At 35.8% G+C, this 18,229-nt stretch carries 15 protein-coding genes; 9 read left to right on the top strand and 6 right to left on the bottom strand.

The annotated features are described in order from the left end of the window. Positions 1–75: 75 nt before the first annotated feature. On the bottom strand, positions 76–708 hold the full coding sequence (locus tag DIT68_RS06230) for a lipoprotein (RefSeq protein WP_109358957.1): 633 nt from the start codon (positions 706–708) through the stop codon (positions 76–78). Positions 709–866: 158 nt separating this feature from the next. Here DIT68_RS06230 and DIT68_RS06225 point away from each other — a divergent pair, with 158 nt between their 5' ends. From DIT68_RS06225 to lon, 4 genes are all read left to right on the top strand, one after another. Continuing rightward, the gene (locus DIT68_RS06225) at positions 867–1,826 is read left to right on the top strand and encodes an arginase (protein WP_109358956.1); all 960 of its coding nucleotides are present in this window, start codon (positions 867–869) and stop codon (positions 1,824–1,826) included. Between the two features lie 11 nt (positions 1,827–1,837). Beyond that, the gene (gene argS / locus DIT68_RS06220) at positions 1,838–3,736 is read left to right on the top strand and encodes an arginine--tRNA ligase (protein WP_109358955.1); all 1,899 of its coding nucleotides are present in this window, start codon (positions 1,838–1,840) and stop codon (positions 3,734–3,736) included. A gap of 13 nt (positions 3,737–3,749) precedes the next feature. After that, positions 3,750–4,898 carry a putative sugar nucleotidyl transferase gene (locus DIT68_RS06215; protein WP_109358954.1) on the top strand — a complete coding sequence of 383 codons (1,149 nt, stop codon included), beginning with the start codon at positions 3,750–3,752 and terminating at the stop codon, positions 4,896–4,898. A gap of 329 nt (positions 4,899–5,227) precedes the next feature. Further along, complete coding sequence (gene lon / locus DIT68_RS06210; protein ID WP_109358953.1) at positions 5,228–7,675, top strand: endopeptidase La; 2,448 nt, start codon at positions 5,228–5,230, stop codon at positions 7,673–7,675. Between the two features lie 192 nt (positions 7,676–7,867). Here lon and DIT68_RS06205 read toward each other — a convergent pair whose 3' ends face one another. Beyond that, positions 7,868–9,073 carry a class I SAM-dependent rRNA methyltransferase gene (locus DIT68_RS06205; protein WP_158276126.1) on the bottom strand — a complete coding sequence of 402 codons (1,206 nt, stop codon included), beginning with the start codon at positions 9,071–9,073 and terminating at the stop codon, positions 7,868–7,870. Between the two features lie 682 nt (positions 9,074–9,755). Here DIT68_RS06205 and DIT68_RS06200 point away from each other — a divergent pair. Then, on the top strand, positions 9,756–10,538 hold the full coding sequence (locus DIT68_RS06200) for an alpha/beta fold hydrolase (protein WP_109358951.1): 783 nt from the start codon (positions 9,756–9,758) through the stop codon (positions 10,536–10,538). Positions 10,539–10,604: 66 nt separating this feature from the next. Here DIT68_RS06200 and DIT68_RS06195 read toward each other — a convergent pair whose 3' ends face one another. Continuing rightward, on the bottom strand, positions 10,605–11,207 hold the full coding sequence (locus tag DIT68_RS06195) for a hypothetical protein (RefSeq protein WP_109358950.1): 603 nt from the start codon (positions 11,205–11,207) through the stop codon (positions 10,605–10,607). A 30-nt stretch (positions 11,208–11,237) separates the two neighbouring features. Here DIT68_RS06195 and DIT68_RS06190 point away from each other — a divergent pair, with 30 nt between their 5' ends. The 3 genes from DIT68_RS06190 (at position 11,238) to DIT68_RS06180 (ending at position 15,956) form a co-directional block, all read left to right on the top strand. Continuing rightward, a complete protein-coding gene (locus tag DIT68_RS06190) occupies positions 11,238–13,361 on the top strand; it encodes an endonuclease MutS2 (RefSeq protein WP_449374852.1) in 2,124 nt (707 codons plus the stop codon). Positions 13,362–14,203: 842 nt separating this feature from the next. Further along, entirely contained in the window at positions 14,204–14,920 is a 717-nt protein-coding gene (cmk, locus tag DIT68_RS06185) for a (d)CMP kinase (RefSeq protein ID WP_233244169.1), read from the top strand. 82 nt (positions 14,921–15,002) lie between these two features. Next, the gene (locus tag DIT68_RS06180; protein ID WP_109358948.1) at positions 15,003–15,956 is read left to right on the top strand and encodes a transglycosylase SLT domain-containing protein; all 954 of its coding nucleotides are present in this window, start codon (positions 15,003–15,005) and stop codon (positions 15,954–15,956) included. A 61-nt stretch (positions 15,957–16,017) separates the two neighbouring features. Here DIT68_RS06180 and DIT68_RS06175 read toward each other — a convergent pair whose 3' ends face one another. Further along, positions 16,018–16,731 (bottom strand): EI24 domain-containing protein, encoded by a 714-nt coding sequence (locus DIT68_RS06175; protein WP_109358947.1) that lies wholly within the window; start codon positions 16,729–16,731, stop codon positions 16,018–16,020. Further along, positions 16,731–16,901: a hypothetical protein gene (locus DIT68_RS16300; RefSeq protein WP_158276125.1), complete on the bottom strand. Its 171-nt coding sequence runs from the start codon at positions 16,899–16,901 to the stop codon at positions 16,731–16,733. Before DIT68_RS16300 ends, DIT68_RS06175 begins: the two co-directional genes overlap by 1 nt. 174 nt (positions 16,902–17,075) lie before the next feature. Between DIT68_RS16300 and DIT68_RS06170 the strand changes: the two genes are divergently transcribed. Further along, complete coding sequence (locus DIT68_RS06170; RefSeq protein ID WP_109358946.1) at positions 17,076–17,510, top strand: NUDIX domain-containing protein; 435 nt, start codon at positions 17,076–17,078, stop codon at positions 17,508–17,510. A 6-nt stretch (positions 17,511–17,516) separates the two neighbouring features. On the opposite strand, the gene DIT68_RS06165 is transcribed toward DIT68_RS06170, so the two are convergent. Then, a complete protein-coding gene (locus DIT68_RS06165) occupies positions 17,517–18,083 on the bottom strand; it encodes a hypothetical protein (RefSeq protein WP_109358945.1) in 567 nt (188 codons plus the stop codon). Between the last annotated feature and the right edge of the window lie 146 nt (positions 18,084–18,229).

Below are 18,229 nucleotides of genomic sequence, written 5' to 3'. Positions count from 1 at the left end.
AGATTTATTCTGCGAATATAAGGAATGAATTTGTTAATTAAGGGATGTATCTCCAAGGGTATTCACAATTTACTGTTAGTCTTTGATTAAGTCAATAAACTCGTCTAATGTGATAACTTCATATCCAGAAGGTATTCCAAACAGGTCGATGTTTAGTGGGCGTTCTTCTACGGAGTTAATTTCATAATTTAGCCAAGTTCCATTGGCATTGATTGAGTACCGGGCAGGTAGACCTGGCATTCCTTCTATGGCTGTAGCGTATTTAGCAGGGATTTCTTCCAAATAATTCATATTGAAGGTGGTGTCGTAGACGGTGTCTGTTACACGAATCTTTTTTGCTTTGCGATTGGCCATTTTTTCTTTTCCTCGCGCATGCTCAAAAAGATATCGACCCGCATTTTCAGAACTATCGGCTATGGTTTGAATTGCCACTTTTTTCATCCCTACATCCATTAAGATGTAGGCTTTGTTCTTTGGGATGTGTTTTATGTAAATCTGTTTCCCAATGGGTGTAAAATTATCAATTCGCAGCATTGAGTCTTTCGCGTAAACTATTTGGTAGCTGGTGCTATCTGACAGATTAACCTCTTCTTCGATAGTTGAAATAGTATATATAAATTTTCCTTCGAAATTATCTATGCTGACCTTTGGTGAAGAGCAAGCGGAAAGTAAAAAAAGAAGAAGGGTGAATGAAAGTATTTTCTTCATAGGGATTTAAAAGATGTGTTTTCTAATACAAATTTAGAATAAATTTTATGGCAATATTCAAATCTGAAGGCAGATGTTATTCCTGTTCTACTTTTTTAAGATATTAACTATGATTTTTTTATCTTCGCACCAACTAAAAAACAAAGAAAACAATTGTTATGGCAAAATCAATAGCATATATCATCAATGATTCAGAAATTTCTGCAGGAACTCGTGGGGCAAGTTTAGGACCAGGAGCAATGCGTGTTGCAGATGATAATTCGGGGAACTTTTTGTTCTCTAAATATCCTATTCATTATGTTAAAACCATGAATCATCTTTTGGATCAGCCAACCAAATATAAGTGGGGGAAAAGAGCTGATGGTTTAGCTACGGTCTACAAAAATGTTGCTGAAGTAGTAAGTAGAGAAAGAAAAAAGAATGATTTTATAATTGTGGTTGCTGGAGATCATGGTTCTGCAGGAGGTACAATAGCAGGATTGAAAGTGGCAAATCCCCAGCACAGATTAGGGGTTTTGTGGATTGATGCACACGGAGATTTACATACGCCATATACGACTCCATCAGGAAACATGCACGGCATGCCTTTGGCTACAGCATTGAATGAGGATAATTTAGAGTCAAAACAAAATGACCCTGTGCCGGATACTATTAAATTTTGGAATGAATTAAAAAATACAGGCGGAATAGCGCCTAAAATAGAGGCACAAGATCTCGGTTTTATTGGTTTGCGTGATCTTGAGACTCCTGAGGTTGAATTGATGGAACGCAAAGGAATCAAGAATATTTCTGTAGATGAGATCAGAACAGAAGGAGTACAGAAAATAATTGACCGACTAGAGGAGAAATATGCCGATTGTGATGAGCTTTATATTTCTTTTGACGTAGACTCTATGGATCCTGACATTGTTTCTCACGGAACTGGGACTCCTGTTCCAAACGGATTAACACCAAATGAAGCAAGCGAATTGTTAAGGCACTATGCTGCTCACCCAAAAGTAAAGTGTATTGAATTCGTGGAGGTAAACCCATGCTTAGATGAAAAAACGAATCACATGGCAGAGGTTGCCTACTATTTAATGAAAGAAGTTGTTGAGGTTGCTGAAAAGAAAGCATAGATATATTAAAAATGGAAAACAAAATTAAAGCATTATTGCTGGAGAATAGTCTGTCGGTTTTTGGAGTGAAAATTGACGAGAAATTAATACAATTTCAAAAGACAAGAAAAGATGTGGAAGGTGATATGACTTTGGTTGTCTTTCCATTTGTTAAAATATTAAAGTCTTCTCCAGCTGTGGTTGGTGAGGATATCGGACGCTTTCTCAAAGAAGAATTAGAAGAAGTGGAGAGCTTTAACGTTGTTAGTGGTTTTCTGAACATCAATCTAACAACTGATTTTTGGAAAAAAGAGCTTTTCGATATGACCAAAGATGAAAAGTTTGGATTTGCTTCAGAATTGTCAGGTAAGATGTACATGGTTGAATATTCCTCGCCAAACACGAACAAGCCACTGCATTTAGGCCACATGAGAAATATCTTTTTGGGATATAGTGTGTCTGAAATTCTAAAAGCAAATGGACACGAAGTGGTCAAAACCCAAATCATTAACGACCGTGGAATTCATATCTGTAAAAGCATGGTGGCTTGGGAGCAGTTTGCAAGCCAAGATGAAAATGGGAACAGAGAGACTCCAGAGACCACTGGGATGAAAGGAGATCATTTTGTTGGTAAATACTATATTGAATTTGATAAGCAAGTTACGATTCAGGCATTTTCAATAGCGGAGCAATGGCAAAGAAATGGCTTTATAGATGCTCCAGAGGATGCAAAGGAAAAGCTTCCTGGTCTTTTTAAAGCTTATCAAGAAGCAATAGATGAGAAAAAGAAAACGGCTATTCTTAGAAAAATAGCTGCGTTTGCTGTTCCGTTCGCTCAATTAACAAAAGACGCTAAGGAAATGTTGTTGAAGTGGGAGGCCAATGAGCCAGAGGCATACAAGTTATGGTCTACCATGAATAATTGGGTTTATAAAGGATTCGAAACAACCTATAACAGAATGCAAGTAGATTTTGATAAAATCTATTACGAATCTGATACCTTTCTTATAGGAAAAGATTTGGTGACTGATGGATTGGAGAAAAAGGTATTCTTTAAGAAAGAAGATGGCTCTGTTTGGGTGGATTTAACAGATGAGGGACTTGATGAAAAATTGGTATTGCGTGCAGATGGAACTGCTGTTTACATGACTCAAGACATCGGAACGGCAATAGATCGCTTTAAAGACTATCCGAATTTGAATGGGATAATTTATACCGTTGGAAACGAGCAGGATTATCATTTTCAGGTCTTGTTTTTAATCTTGAAGAAACTCGGTTTTGACTGGGCGAAGAACTGTTATCATTTATCTTACGGAATGGTGGATTTACCTGATGGTAAAATGAAATCTCGTGAAGGAAAGGTGGTGGATGCCGATGACTTGATGGAAGAGGTGGTTTCAATGGCTAAGGAAAGCACAAAAGAACGTGGCCATATTGAAGGAATGACAGAGGCAGAACGCGAAAACCTTTACGAAATGATTGGTATGGGTGGGTTGAAATATTACTTGCTGAAAGTTGATCCTCAAAAACGTATGAAATTTAATCCAGATGAATCTATTGAGCTAAATGGAAATACAGGACCTTTTATTCAATATGCTTATGCGAGAATTAATTCCTTAATGACCAAGGTTGATTTGGTAAATCCTGAAAAGGAAATGGCGATTAATCCTGCAGAAAAGGAGTTGATCAAGCAATTAAGCGAATTCCCATTAGTGGTTAAGGAAGCAGGGCAGAATTATAGTCCAGCTTTAATAGCAAATTATACTTTTGAATTGGTGAAGAACTACAACTCTTTCTACCAAGCCTTTAGTGTAATGAAAGAGGAAAATATAGCGTTGAAAAATGCAAGAATTTTAATTAGTCAAAATACTGGAAAAGTTATCCTTACAGCAATGCGTTTGTTAGGGATTGAAGTACCGAATAGAATGTAACAAAAACAGAATTATGAATATCATCCTACACGATTTATCAAATCACTTAACATTTGCACCATTAACTTTAACAAGGCCTGTTGGAAATCTTAGAACGGGTATGTTTACGAATGATGAGCGCTGGCAGTTTTACTTGCCTGAAGCTAAAATTTCTTTTAAAACCGAGGATTATTTTACGGAGAAATTCCCGATCAATAAAACGGAAGACAACTACTGGATTAATGCTTCTGTAGTTCCTAATAAAAAGTTAGTGGAGTTGGTTAGAAATTTAGAGCTAAATCAAACCTTATACATGCAAGGCGTTTTTATGGCGCACAGAGGTGAGCATTTCGAGCCTAAAAACAGCATTTCGGTCACAATTAATGATCTGGTGATTTTAGAAAACCGTTGGGATTTGTATCAAAAGAACGATGTTATTTTAGCCACAGATTTTTCAGCTTATACCAAAGGAAAAAAGAGCGCTCAGCTTTCAGAGACAAACACATTAATTGGAGACCCGAGTCAGCTTTTTATTGAAGAGGGCGCAACTGTTGAATGTGCAATTCTGAATGTGAAGTCTGGACCTATTTATGTTGGTAAAAACGCTGAAATAATGGAAGGAAGCGTTGTCCGTGGAGCTTTGGCTATGTCAGAAAACAGTGCATTAAAGCTATCCACCAAAGTTTATGGTGCAGTTTCTCTTGGTCCGCATTGTAAAGTTGGGGGAGAGGTGAATAACGTAATTTTCCAAGCCTATTCAAATAAAGGCCATGATGGTTTTTTAGGAAATTCGCTAATAGGAGAATGGTGTAATTTAGGAGCGGATACAAACAGTTCTAATCTTAAAAACAACTACGGAAATGTGAAGACCTATAGTTATTTATCGGAAGATATGGAACAAACAGACCTTATGTTTATGGGAGTTGCGATGGGAGATCATTCCAAAACAAGTATCAACTCAATGTTAAATACAGCAACAGTAATAGGTGTTTGTGCAAATATTTTTACATCAGGATTTCCACCAAAATATGTCCCTAACTTTTCTTGGGGAGGTCAGCAAGATTCTCCAGTATATGATTTAGATAGAGCAATTGATGCCGCTAATCAAATGATGATACGTAGAGGAAAAAAAATCGAAAATGCTGATTTAAAAATCTTAAATTATTTATTTCCAAAGAAATAAAAGATTCTAAAAATAAAGACTTTTGAACCGGATAATCACTGGTTATTGAGTTAGAATTCAATGAGTAAGTAAATCATGCGCTGTGATTATTTTTGAACTTGAAATTCAATTATCGAAGTTTTAGTTTTTTTCAATTAGGACAAAGTTTACTCAGAAGTGCCTCAATACTCTTCTTCAAAACTGTAAAAAACTGTCATTTTTGACAGTTTTTTACTATGGCATAAGGATTGAACCATTAGAAGCCGCAATTATAGTTGGGGATTTAATAAATTTCTTTAACTTAATTGGAAGTACTAACTGACACATTGACGCAAAAGCGCACATAAGATATGAACGACATTTTTGATAAAAGTATTATAAGTTTAGGATCACCAGACGATTCTGACGCCGAATTTATTCCGCTAATTACTCAAGAAGAAGAGGACGATATGCACAACGCTAAGTTCCCTTCTGATATTCCAATTTTACCTTTAAGGAATAATGTATTATTTCCCGGTGTTGTAATTCCAATCACTGTAGGAAGAGATAAATCGATTGATTTAATAAAACATGCCAACAATAGTGATAAGGTAGTAGGAGTAGTTTCTCAGAAGAATCCTGAAATTGAAGATCCAGAAGGGAAAGACTTACATTCAATAGGTACAGTGGCAACTATTCTGCGTATGCTCAAAATGCCGGATGGTACCTCAACGGTGATCATTCAAGGGAAAAGAAGGTTTGAGCTAGAGAAAATAACTCAGGAAAAACCATTTTTACGTGGTGAAATCAAACTGTGTAAAGAAGCGAAAGCTCCAAAAAATAGTAAGGAATTCACGGCGATAATTCAATCGATGAAGGAGTTGTCTTTAAAGATAATTAAAGAATCTCCAAGTATTCCTTCCGAGGCCCAGTTTGCAATAAAGAACATTGATAGCCCAAGTTTTTTAATCAATTTTATTTCTTCTAATATGAACGCTGACGTTGCAACAAAGCAAAAGATGCTGGATGAGATGGATTTGAAAAAACGCGCAATGTCTGTTCTGCAACATTTGACGATTGAGGCACAGCAACTTGAAATGCGTAATGAAATTCAAACGCGTGTTAAAGTAGATTTAGACAAGCAACAGCGCGAGTATTTCTTAAATCAACAAATTAAAACGATTCAAGAAGAATTAGGCGGGAACCCACAGGAGCAAGATGTGGAAAAGATGCGAGAACGTGCAGCTAAGAAAAAGTGGTCTAAAAAAGTGGCAGAAATGTTCGATAAGGAATTGAATCGTTTACAGCGATCAAATCCACAAGGGGCAGAATATACTGTTCAACTGAACTATTTAGATTTGCTGCTGGATTTGCCATGGGATGAATATACGGTGGATAATCTCGACTTGAAACGTGCTGAAAAGGTCTTGGAGCGTGACCATTATGGCCTAGAAAAAGTAAAGAAGCGTATTTTAGAATACCTGGCAGTCTTGAAACTGAAGAAAGACATGAAGTCACCAATTTTATGTTTTTATGGACCTCCGGGAGTAGGTAAAACCTCTTTAGGAAAGTCAGTGGCTGAGGCGCTAGGAAGAAAATATGTAAGAATGTCATTGGGAGGAATTCGAGATGAAAGCGAAATTCGTGGACATAGAAAGACCTATATTGGAGCTATGCCAGGACGCGTAATTCAAAACTTAAAAAAGGCCGGTACTTCAAATCCTGTTTTCGTGCTCGATGAGATTGATAAAATTTCTCGTTCAAATCAAGGAGATCCATCAAGTGCTATGCTAGAGGTCTTGGACCCAGAGCAAAACAATGAGTTTTACGATAATTATGTGGAGACAGAGTATGATTTATCAAAGGTGTTGTTTATCGCAACAGCAAATGATTTATCTACAATTCAAGGTCCACTGCGAGACCGTATGGAGCTTATTGAGGTTTCAGGGTATACAGTGGAAGAGAAAATAGAGATTGCTAAAAGACACTTACTTCCAAACCAAATAAAGGAACATGGAATTAAAAAATCTGATATTTCAATTAGTAAGTCCACCCTGGAAAAATTGATTGAAGAATATACGCACGAATCGGGTGTTCGAGGTTTAGACAAAGTGGTGGCTAAATTGGTTAGAAATCGCGCACGACAAATTGCCATGGAAGAAGAATTTAAAAAGACCATTTCTGCGGATGATTTAGTGAAAATCATGGGGCCTGGAAGACCAAAAACCAAGTACGCCAACAATGATGTTGCAGGAGTAGTAACTGGCTTGGCTTGGACTTCAATGGGTGGGGATATTTTATTTATTGAATCTTCATTGGCCAAAGGGAAAGGAAAGCTTACTTTGACTGGAAACCTGGGGGATGTGATGAAAGAATCCGCAACGATTGCTTTACAGTTCTTAAAAGCACATCCAGACTGGATAGGTGTCGAAGCAGATGTTTTCAATAATTATGATGTGCACATGCACGTTCCAGAAGGAGCTACACCAAAAGATGGGCCTTCAGCGGGTATTACAATGTTAACTTCCTTGGCTTCTTTATTCACGCAAAGGAAGGTAAAGAAAAATTTAGCCATGACAGGTGAAATTACCTTGCGTGGAGATGTTTTACCAGTGGGTGGAATTAAGGAGAAAATCTTAGCGGCAAAGCGTGCCGACATTAAAGAAATTATCCTGAGCGACAAGAACAAACAAGATGTTGAGGAAATTAAAGAAGAGTACTTAAATGGATTAACTTTCCATTATGTGAGCCACATGAAGGAAGTTTTGGATATCGCTTTAACGAAGGTTAAGGTTTTGGATGCGGTTTCGGTGAATTAATTACGAATTAGATAATTACAAATTATTCGTTTAGGTTTTAATTATAAAAGCCACTTTCTACTTAGGTAGGGAGTGGTTTTTTTTGGTTCAGAAACAAGCTACAGCAATGTGGCGTTCCTGAAATAAGAAAGATTATATGGTAAGAATGAGTGGTTTTTTTAGATTAACCATTTTCAATTGAAAAATCACCAATTAATCACCCCCTTTCCTATAAAACACGGTCTTCAAATAATTACTCTCTGCAAAACCAATCGGGTGATCGTCATCGTGGAGCTTAAAATGTAAATATTTCCAATCATTCATTGGGTTTATTCCTGCATGGCGATGAATATCTTCAAAGACTTCTAAGGAAATTCTGCTTGAACAAGAGCCGAGGATAAGGGTGCCATTTTTAGCAACTAAATCTCTTCCCAACCGGGCTAACCTTTCATATTGATTGGATGCGCTGGCTACCTCACTGGCTTGTTTTGCGAATGAAGGTGGATCGATGATGACCATATCGAAGAGCTCATTTTTCTCAATCAAGTCTTCTAAAGCCACAAATGCATCTTCTGTGATTGGTGTCCATTTTGAAATGTCTAGTTTGTTCAGTTTAATGTTTTCTGCTGCTACGTCCATCGCTTGCTGACTAATGTCAACTGATGTTAAATTTGATGCACCTCCCTTTAAAGCATGAATGCCAAATCCGCCAACATAACTGAAAACATCTAAGACTTTCTTTCCTTTTGCATTTTGCTGAACCCACAACCTGTTTGGTCGCTGGTCCAAAAAGAATCCTGTTTTGTGTCCAGACTGTGTGTAGGCATAAAACTTCACACCACATTCTTCAAATTCGACTTTTTCATCCGCTAAAGCTTCACCAATAATTTGACCTTCTTGATAAGGAAATGTGTTCTTTTGTTCAATTTTTCTACTGAAACGGGTCACAATACTTTCTAAGCCATACAAACTTTGAATTTCCTCCATCAAAACTTCGATGTAAGGTTTCCAAATGTTTGAATAGATTTTCAGAACACCAACTTTTGCATAAACATCTAGAATTAATCCAGGGAAACTATCATTTTCCCCGTGAATTCCTCTGTAACCTGTAATGCCTTTATTGATGAGGTTCTGTCTTTTTGAATACGCCATTTTTAACTGTGCTTTCCAAAACTCAGTGTTCAATTGCAAACGATTGCCTTGAAGAATAATTTTTATGCGAATAATTTCTTCAGGATCCCACAAACCAAATGCGATAGGTTTATTGTAGCGTTGATCAAAAATCACACACAAATTTCCAGCGGGTCTATCGCCTTCAGGTGCTTTCTCAATGCTGTTCTCAAATACCCAAGGGTGACCTTGTTTTACGGCTCTTTCTCCTGCTTTATTAAGTTTTATGGCTATTGTGGGGATTTTCATTCTATGCATTTTGGAGTTGCGAATTTAAGAATAATAGAAGTAGGAGAGAGTATATAGATGAGGAGTTTTGAATTGTAGTAAAAATGTGGATGTTGGGAACAGGAGCTAGTACTATGCGTTCAGCTTTATTTACTTGTCAACTTTTTGTCACAGGCCTTAAACGCAAGCACTAAAACTATTGGTCTATCTTTTAAATGTCTATTTGATACTCTACCAGCAAATAGATTTAATGAAGTATGTGATTCAGCGGTGAACTGACAAAATCTTTCGCAAATTTCTACTTCAACAAAGTGAAAATTAAAGAGAGAACCATTTTTTATTGTAGTTTATTAAACTGCTGGTAAAGTTCCGGACAAGTATTTTATGTTTAATGTCTGCATTCGTCTTTCAGTCGGGACTTACATAATTGTTGTTCGGTAACACATGAGAAGTATGTCACAAGTTCACTTCTTTTTCATTTTTCGAAAAAAGTTTTCGAGCTTTATTTTATACTTCTAATTTTCTTAGCGCCCTCTAATGATAGCATTTAACTTTCAAAAATATTATGTACGCATTTAAAAACAATCAAGTAGCTGAATTTCAACTAAAAATATTTTGAAGGACTGAATTTTTTTGTTGTATTATTGTAAAACTTTATATGCAGCTCATCTGTTTATTTAGGGCAATAAACTATTTTTAAACTATGTTAAGTTATTCAATTTATCCTAATGAAAATACCACAAAATGGGTCACTTTTGTTCATGGAGCAGGGGGGAGTAGTTCCATTTGGTTTAGGCAAATTCGTGCTTTTAAAAATGAGTTTAATGTTTTGTTGATTGATTTAAGAGGTCATGGCGAGAGTCAGGTTCCAGTAAAGCAAATCAGCAATGAGAAATATACTTTTCAATTTATTTCCAACGATATTCTTGAAGTTTTGGATCACCTTAAAATTCAGAAATCTCATTTTATTGGAATTTCTTTGGGGACAATTTTAATTCGTGATTTAGCCGAAAGAAACCCTGAGAGGGTCGAGAGCATGGTTATGGGAGGCGCGATTCTAAAGTTAAATGTCAGATCAAAGTTTCTTATCGGTTTTGGAAATGTTTTTAAATCCGTTGTTCCTTATATATTTTTGTACAAACTTTTTGCATTCGTTATAATGCCAAGAAAGAACCACAAGGAATCTCGTTCATTGTTTGTGAAAGAAGCTAAAAAGCTTTACCAAAAAGAATTTAAAAGATGGTATAAATTAACTGCAGAACTGACTCCTTTGCTGCGATTATTTAGAATGAAAGACATCAATATTCCTACGCTTTACATCATGGGAGAACAGGATCATTTATTTCTGCCTTCTATAAAAGAGGTGATTTCAAAACACATGAGTGCGCAATTGCATGTTATTGAAAACTGTGGTCATGTAGTAAATGTAGATCAGCCCATTGAATTCAACGATACCGTGATTTCTTTCTTGAAGCTGCAAAAATAATATCAACAGGTTTTTCTTTGGTTCAGATAATGTAAGCTGTTGTACAGCGGGAAAAAACCGTGTTTTTTATTCTTTCCAATCAAAGATATAAACAGGCATTCTATCGGGGATATTGATAGAAACCAATTCACCATTTACTTGCTGAACCAATCTGTCTTCTTCCCATTGATAAATAAGCTCTGTTTTACCTTTTATGTGAATTAATTCATCAAAACCGTAAAAAAGAAATTGATTATCTCCCACAGCAACAGTTCTCGAGCCACGTATTTTAGTGCTAACTCCATTGGTGTAACGCAAAGTGATGGTATCTGTAAGTCTATTGAAGTCGCCATCTTTAAGTGAAATGTCACTTTCAACAACATCAGTTGAAACCATAAATATTTTACCTTTATTTTTCTCCAATTTAGAGACAAAGTCTTGAGGCATAACATAGATTAAAGCACGTTCAATATAAGGGAAATGATCGGTATTAACTTGAATTGAACTTTTATCGCTGCTTACCATCACTCTGTTGTAAACAATAAATGCAAGCATAACGCCCGTCATCATTATCACTAAATTGATAATTACTACTGGAGTAGTTTGGAAATTGGAGTAAAGTAACCAGGCAATCGATGCAAATACAACAATTGTCAACAAGGATAATACGAATGCAGTGAACTTTTTCATTTAACAAATGTAATGATTTATTAGCTTTGTATGCAAATGTTGAAATGCGACCCACAAACATATAAGGATTTAGAGCTCGGAAAGCTTCAGGACATATTACGCGAGTATTGTGTTGGCCCATCTGCGCTCAAAATCGTAGAACGGTTGAAACCTGTTCAGAACAATGAGGAGTTAATGAAATTCCTTAATCAGACCAATGAGTTGGTTGAAATCCGTAGAGAAGGCGAAAGTTTTCCAAGATTGGAATTCGAGGAACTGCAAAATGAAATTCGGATGTTGCCTGTGCAAAATGCCAGTCTTCCTCAAGAAAGCTTTGCCCGAATTCGTATGGCTTCTGTCATGGTAAATTCCTTGCTTTTCTTTTTTAATAAAAGAGAAGAAGATTTCCCTCAGTTGTATGAACTCCTCTCGGATGTAGAATTTACGAAAGAAATTATCGAGAAAATCGATACTATTTTTGACAAACACGGAAAGGTAAAAGACGATGCCTCATCAGATCTTTTGTCAATACGTCAGCAAATGTCTTCAGTAAAAAGACATATTCATTCCACTTTCGACAGGAGTATGCGAAAGTACTTGAAGAAAGGGTATTTGGCCGACACGAAGGAAGGGTATTTCGATGATAGAAGGGTTTTAGCTGTTCTGTCTTCCTACAAAAGAGAAGTTAATGGTCAGGTAGTGGGCAATTCAAAATCTGGAAACGTTACCTTTGTAGAACCGGGAGAAACTGTTCCTTTAAATAATGAATTAGAGCAACTTAAAGATGATGAAAGAAAAGAAATTTTCATCATTCTGCAGCAGTTAACTTATGAGATGTTGGCTTTCCTTCCGCTGATAAAAGACTATCAGCAAGTTTTAACCAAGTTGGATTTTATCAATGCAAAATGTAGACTGGCGCTGCTTCTCGACGCTAATTTACCTGCAATAAATGAAAATAAAGCATTCGATTTAATTGATTGTTTTCACCCTTTGTTGAAAATGAACAATGACAATTTAGGAAAGAAAACTATTCCTCAACGAATTTCTATGAATGAAAATTCTAGAATGTTGGTGATTTCTGGACCAAACGCAGGAGGGAAGAGTATAACCCTAAAGACAGTTGGACTTTTACAATTGATGTTGCAATGTGGTTTATTAGTGCCCCTGCATCCGAATAGTAGAATGTGCTTTTTTGATGCACTGTTAACGGATATTGGAGATAATCAGTCCATTGTAGATGAGCTCAGTACCTATTCTTACCGTTTGAAAAGAATGCGTCATTTTTTAAATGTAGCCAATGAAAACGCTCTACTTTTATTAGACGAATTTGGTACGGGTTCAGATCCTGATTTGGGTGGTGCGCTGGCTGAAGTGTTTTTTGAAACACTTTATGACAAAGGATCTTACGGAGTTATCACTACACACTACAGCAATATAAAGCTGAAAGCGGACAAGTTGCCTGAAGCTATCAATGGTTGCATGTTGTTCGATACGGAAACGTTGAATCCTTTGTTTAAATTTTCAATGGGGCAGCCAGGAAGTTCATTTACTTTTGAAGTTGCTCAAATTAATGGGATTCCGAAAAAGCTAATTAATAGGGCAAAATCCAAACTTGACAATAAGAAGGTAGAGATGGATCAACTGCTTCATGAATTGCAAAAAGAAAAATCCTATTTGAGTCGCTTAACCAAAGAACACATTTTAGCACAAGAAACTGCTGATAAACATCGGAAATATTACGAAACAACAAAGGAAAAATACGATAGAAAATTGGCCTCTCTACAAAATAAAGCAGAGGAAACCAGCAAATTCGTAAGTCTAGGGAATAAACTTCAATCATATATTGACAACTATAAAGTTGGTGTCAAGAAGAAGAATGTAAATGAACCGCTGATGCAAGATATTAAAAAGTACATTGCAAAAGAAAAAGCGAAAACAGAGGAAGTTAAAAAAGAAATTCGACTTAAGAAGCAGGCCAATAAGAAAAAAGGAAAGCCAAAGAAAATGGTCAACGAATACCAACAAGATAAAATTAAGGTTGGGAGTAAAGTGAAGCTCATTGCAACGAAGCAAACTGGTGATGTGGAAGAGATAAAAGGGGATGAGGTAACAGTTTTATTGGGTTTTGCTAGAATGAAAGTAAAACTAGAGCAGTTGATTTGGGTAAGTAATTAGTTATAGTAGGAGCCTTAGCAGTCCTTGGGTGCTAGACCATAATCCTAGGTATAATATCCAAAGTCTAGAACTTTACAGTTAGAGGATTTTATTGGGTCACATTAAATTTGTGGGGATATGTTTTATTATAAAACAATGGCCAGCTAATATCCACACGTCAATTACAGGTAACATCACGTCAATATTTTTTCAATTTATGCTTCATTTCGAAATAAGATCGACATTTAGCTATAAGTTTTCTTGTGGCTTGTCGATGTGGAATTAGACCGAGAAATAAAAAAAAAGTTACCACAAGATATAATCTTGAGGTAACTTTTTTTTAAGTTGTGAGTTCAAAAAAGGGGGAGAATTAATGGCGCTTTGCGCCATTAATTCTCCCCCTTTTTTAATTTCAACCCTTTCACAAAGTGTTCTCGCAAGATTGTATCTTGTGGGAACGCTTCTTGTGGGAACGCTTTAGTATTGTCCTTTTATGCACTTCATCTTTTACAGAGTCTAAAAGATCAACTCAAGATAGGATAAGACTAATTTTTATACAGGGATTCTTAGTCAAGAAAAAACTTAATTCCCAACTTTTGAAACTGACCCATTTTATTCCTATCTAAGCTTAGGATACTTTCAGTCCATTTTGGTTTAGTACACTATTTTTTTTATTTCGCAACAAAGCTTTTTTGTTTCTGTTTAGACCAGAGCTTAGCTACTAAAAATCACTGATTTCTTATTGGAATAGGCCCAGAAAACGATGTTTTTTGCAACAAAATAGGGAGGTGCATTCTATGTGGAGTAAATAAAATTAAACTTTCAAATTTCTCTTATTAATATGAATTCATATCTTTGGCGCTATGAGAAGGGATATGAGGAGCGTGAGCAGAGATAAAGAACTCACAATTGCTATTGATGGTTGGACAGCTTGTGGTAAAAGTACATTGGCAAAAGCATTGGCAAAAGAACTAAATTATGTTTTTGTTGATTCAGGTGCTATGTACAGAGGGGCAACCTTGCATGCGATGAGAAAGAATTTAGTTTCGCGTAACCATGTGGATATAAATAGAATTATAGCTTCTTTGCCGGAAATTAAAATAGCATTTAAAAACAATGCTAAAGGAAAAGCAGAACTTTATTTGAATGGAGAGAATGTTGAAAAGGAGATTCGATCTATTGAAGTTTCAAATAGTGTGAGTTCTGTAGCGAAGATTAAAGAAGTGCGTTTGTTTTTGGTAAAACAACAGCGTATTATGGGGATTAATGGTGGAGTAGTAATGGACGGTAGAGATATTGGTTCAATCGTTTTTCCATTGGCAGAACTAAAATTGTTTATGACCGCTGATCCTGATATCAGAGCGCAACGTCGATTTGATGAACTGACTTCAAAAGGTGAAAAAGTTACCTTGGAAGAAGTGAAAGAGAATTTAAAACTCAGAGATGAAATGGATTCTACACGAGAAGAAAGCCCTTTAACACAAGTAGAGGATGCTATTGTGTTGGATAACTCAAACCTCACACCCAAAGAACAATTAACTAAGGTATTGGAGTTAGTAAAAAAAGTAAGGAAGAAGTAACACATTTACTTTTTTTTGTTATAATTGTATAAATGCAGCACTTCATTTTTGTGCTTGCGACTAAACCTTGTTAATTCACAACATGATTAGAAATACAATTATAGCTTTAACTTGCTGCTTTGTTGGGTTTGTTTATGCTCATGAAAATGATAGTTTACCAAACACCCCTTCTTCATCTGTTCCCAAAGTGAACTTTGTAGAATCGCGTATCCTAAATGATACCGTAAATCTATTGTATGTAAATAATTTGCAGTTATTTCAACAAGAATGGGATCACTTGGCGCATCCTGTTTTTTGGAAAACAATAATGAAGCTTTCACCAGATTCCTGTGTAATCAATATTGGAGCAACACGTCAAATCATTGAGGCTAAATCTGTGGCTTCTTGGGATGAAAAATCGGATGAACAGAAAGATTCTTACCGAGACTCTATAAGGACTTCTTTAGGATTGAACAGCACCGACAAAGTTTACATGACTACTGGAAAAAGGGATTTTTATACTTTTGACAATGTTTTACCTACAATTTCGAAAGGTGTAGAGGTGTTTAAACAACAAGATGTAGACCCTTGGTATGCGCAGGCGATTTTGATGATCGAAAGTCCGGGAAGGTTAGCAAAATCAAATGTTGGAGCGTACGGTTCTTTTCAATTGATGGCTGCCGTAGCCAGATCCCAAGGACTCACTGTTAATCGCTATGTAGACGATAGAAAGGACTTTGTTAAATCGGCAATTGGAGCAAGTAGTTTGATTGCAAATGTTTGTATTCCAGAGGCTAAAGTTATTTTAGATAGACACAATATTTCTTACCACGAGAACGACCTTTGGTTTAGACTGTTCGTACTGCATATTTACCATGCAGGAGCAGGAAATGTGGCGGGAGTAATCAACAAAATTAGTCCTTCAAAGGGCGGAATGGAGCTCATTCAAACGATGTGGATTACAGAAAATGGTAGATTTAGGAATTCATCTCAGAATTATTCTCAATTGGCTTTAGCAGCGATGTTGATTTTTGAAGAAATGCTTTGGGATTGTTGATGAATTGTTGCTGAAGTCTCATTCTGGATTTATAGGTAAAAAAATAGGGTCGAGCGAGGGATCAAATTTTGTTTATCCTAATGTAGTTTATCGTGCCTACCATCGTAAGCAAAACAGGAGCTACAACAACTCCAATAATAGGAATGTATAAAAGTCCTGTGAAAATCAATCCAGTTAAAATCATTTGAGTTGGGTTCCTAAATGCAAATTTCCAACTCTCCTTTACTGTAACATTGTGTCTTTCTAAAGCGTAGTCATAGCTGTTAAATCCAGTAAAAAAGGCAATTAAAATCGCGGAAATAATTGGCGAAAGAAAGCTGAGTTCAAATGTCCAAGCAATGACTGTCCAAAGAAGGAAAAGTGAAGAATAGATTAGACCTCCAACAACAGCAACACCAATAGTTCTTAGGATATCTTTAATAAATTGCAAAGGTCCTGAAGAGTAAAGTTTGTTGTTTTCATTGGTTTCTACCCGTTGACTCAAGACGGTATGAAAGGGTGACAAAAGGGTAATGATTGTGAATTGGTAAAAATAGATTGATATGCTATTTACCCAGCTAAAGACTGAGTCTACCGCAGTTCCCATATAATTTCCTATCCACGGTGTGTGATTTAATAACCCGAAAAATCCTTCTACGGTATCAATGGTTAGTAGATAAAGAAAAAAAAATAAAGCAATAACAAGACCTGGGATGAAAAATACTAAGAAGTGACCTTTTAGCAGAAGGCTTATTGAACGTTTTAAGGAGTAAAAATGATCATTTATCGCTCTCATTAACTTTGATTGAACAGCCTTAAAATTAACATGATAATTCCGAAAAATGCAATAGTTCCCATAAAAAACATCTTTCCTCCGCGCAAACCTTTATTGTATGCAATCCAACTATTAATTCCGCCAAGAATTAATCCGCCAATAAAAGCATAAATGTATAGGTTTAATGACATTTTTGAATTTTCGACAAGTTTACTATTTTTCAATTGATTTTAATGTGTGTTTTGTTACCCGAAATACCAATTCGATAAATTTCCGGAATTTATACGCTTTTGACTCTGCGGAATCTCTATTTTAGCTAACGCAATTTTAGCGTATTAGGATAGAAAAATATAAAAGCAGAAGATATGGCGTTTAACATCAGGGTTTATGGTATTTTAAAGAATTCAAATAATGAAGTTTTACTCTCTGATGAGCGCCGATTTGGTAAGGAATTTACGAAATTTCCAGGGGGAGGACTGGAGGAGGGAGAAGGGATAAAAGATTGCTTAATTCGAGAGTTTCAGGAGGAACTGAGTGTAGAAATAAAAGTAAAAGAATTGATTTACTTAACCGATTTCTATCAAAAATCTGCCTTTCATTTTGATGATCAGATAATAAGTGTTTACTATGAAGTGTCGGTAGAAAATACTGAAGCCATCAAAGCGACTAAAATTCCTTTTGATTTTAATCAGGGAGAAATAGAGTCTCATCGCTGGGTTAAATTATCGGATTTACAGAAGAAAGATGTAACTTTTCCAATAGATAAAAAAGTAGTTGGAATTTTAACGAATGACAACTAAGCATTTTTAACCTAATCTTTTCTGTACATAAGAATTTATTTTACCGTAAAATTGCTCTGGTGTGTAGGTTCTCCAAGAAACATCCTCCAATTCTCCACCTAAAACAAAATATTGATCTAAGTGAATTTCATTAAACTCCCTAACCACATGATCATGAAAATTAACCATTGCGATGTATCCATCTTCTAATTCTTCAAACCATTCTTCGTAATAACAATCGTCAGAATAATGAAAGTTAAGCACGTTTTCACCAATCAATATAAACTTGTCAATTCCTTCTTCCATTAGGTGCTCAATAATGTCTCTTTTCAAAGTCATTATATCATTATTTATCGCATCATTCCATTCCCCAATCAATTCTATAACCGTAAATCCTTCTTCGTAATCCGCGTACAAAATCTTAATAAAAAGTGTGGAAGAACCAAAGTTATCCCATTGAGGATGCAACAGATAATTATACACTCTATCTGAAAATTCAAATTCGCTGTATTCTTTGTTGAAAAAAGGAGAACGTTCATCTTCCGATGATATGTAATGATCTCTCCAATTAAAATAAGGTTCTAATTCATGCATAATACAAAGTTACAAATAAGACCGATACTTTACCAGCAAATATATCTAAGCAAGTAGGTGATTCAGCTAAGAACTGACAAGATCCTCAGCAAATTTCTATTTCAACAAATTGAAAAAGAAATTTTCCACAGCTGTCTTCCTGATCA

This window comes from Brumimicrobium oceani (assembly GCF_003143775.1).
GTDB lineage: Bacteria > Bacteroidota > Bacteroidia > Flavobacteriales_D > Crocinitomicaceae > Brumimicrobium > Brumimicrobium oceani.
The sequence above is the reverse complement of the archived record's forward strand: the minus strand, read 5'-3'. Positions and strand labels throughout refer to the sequence as shown.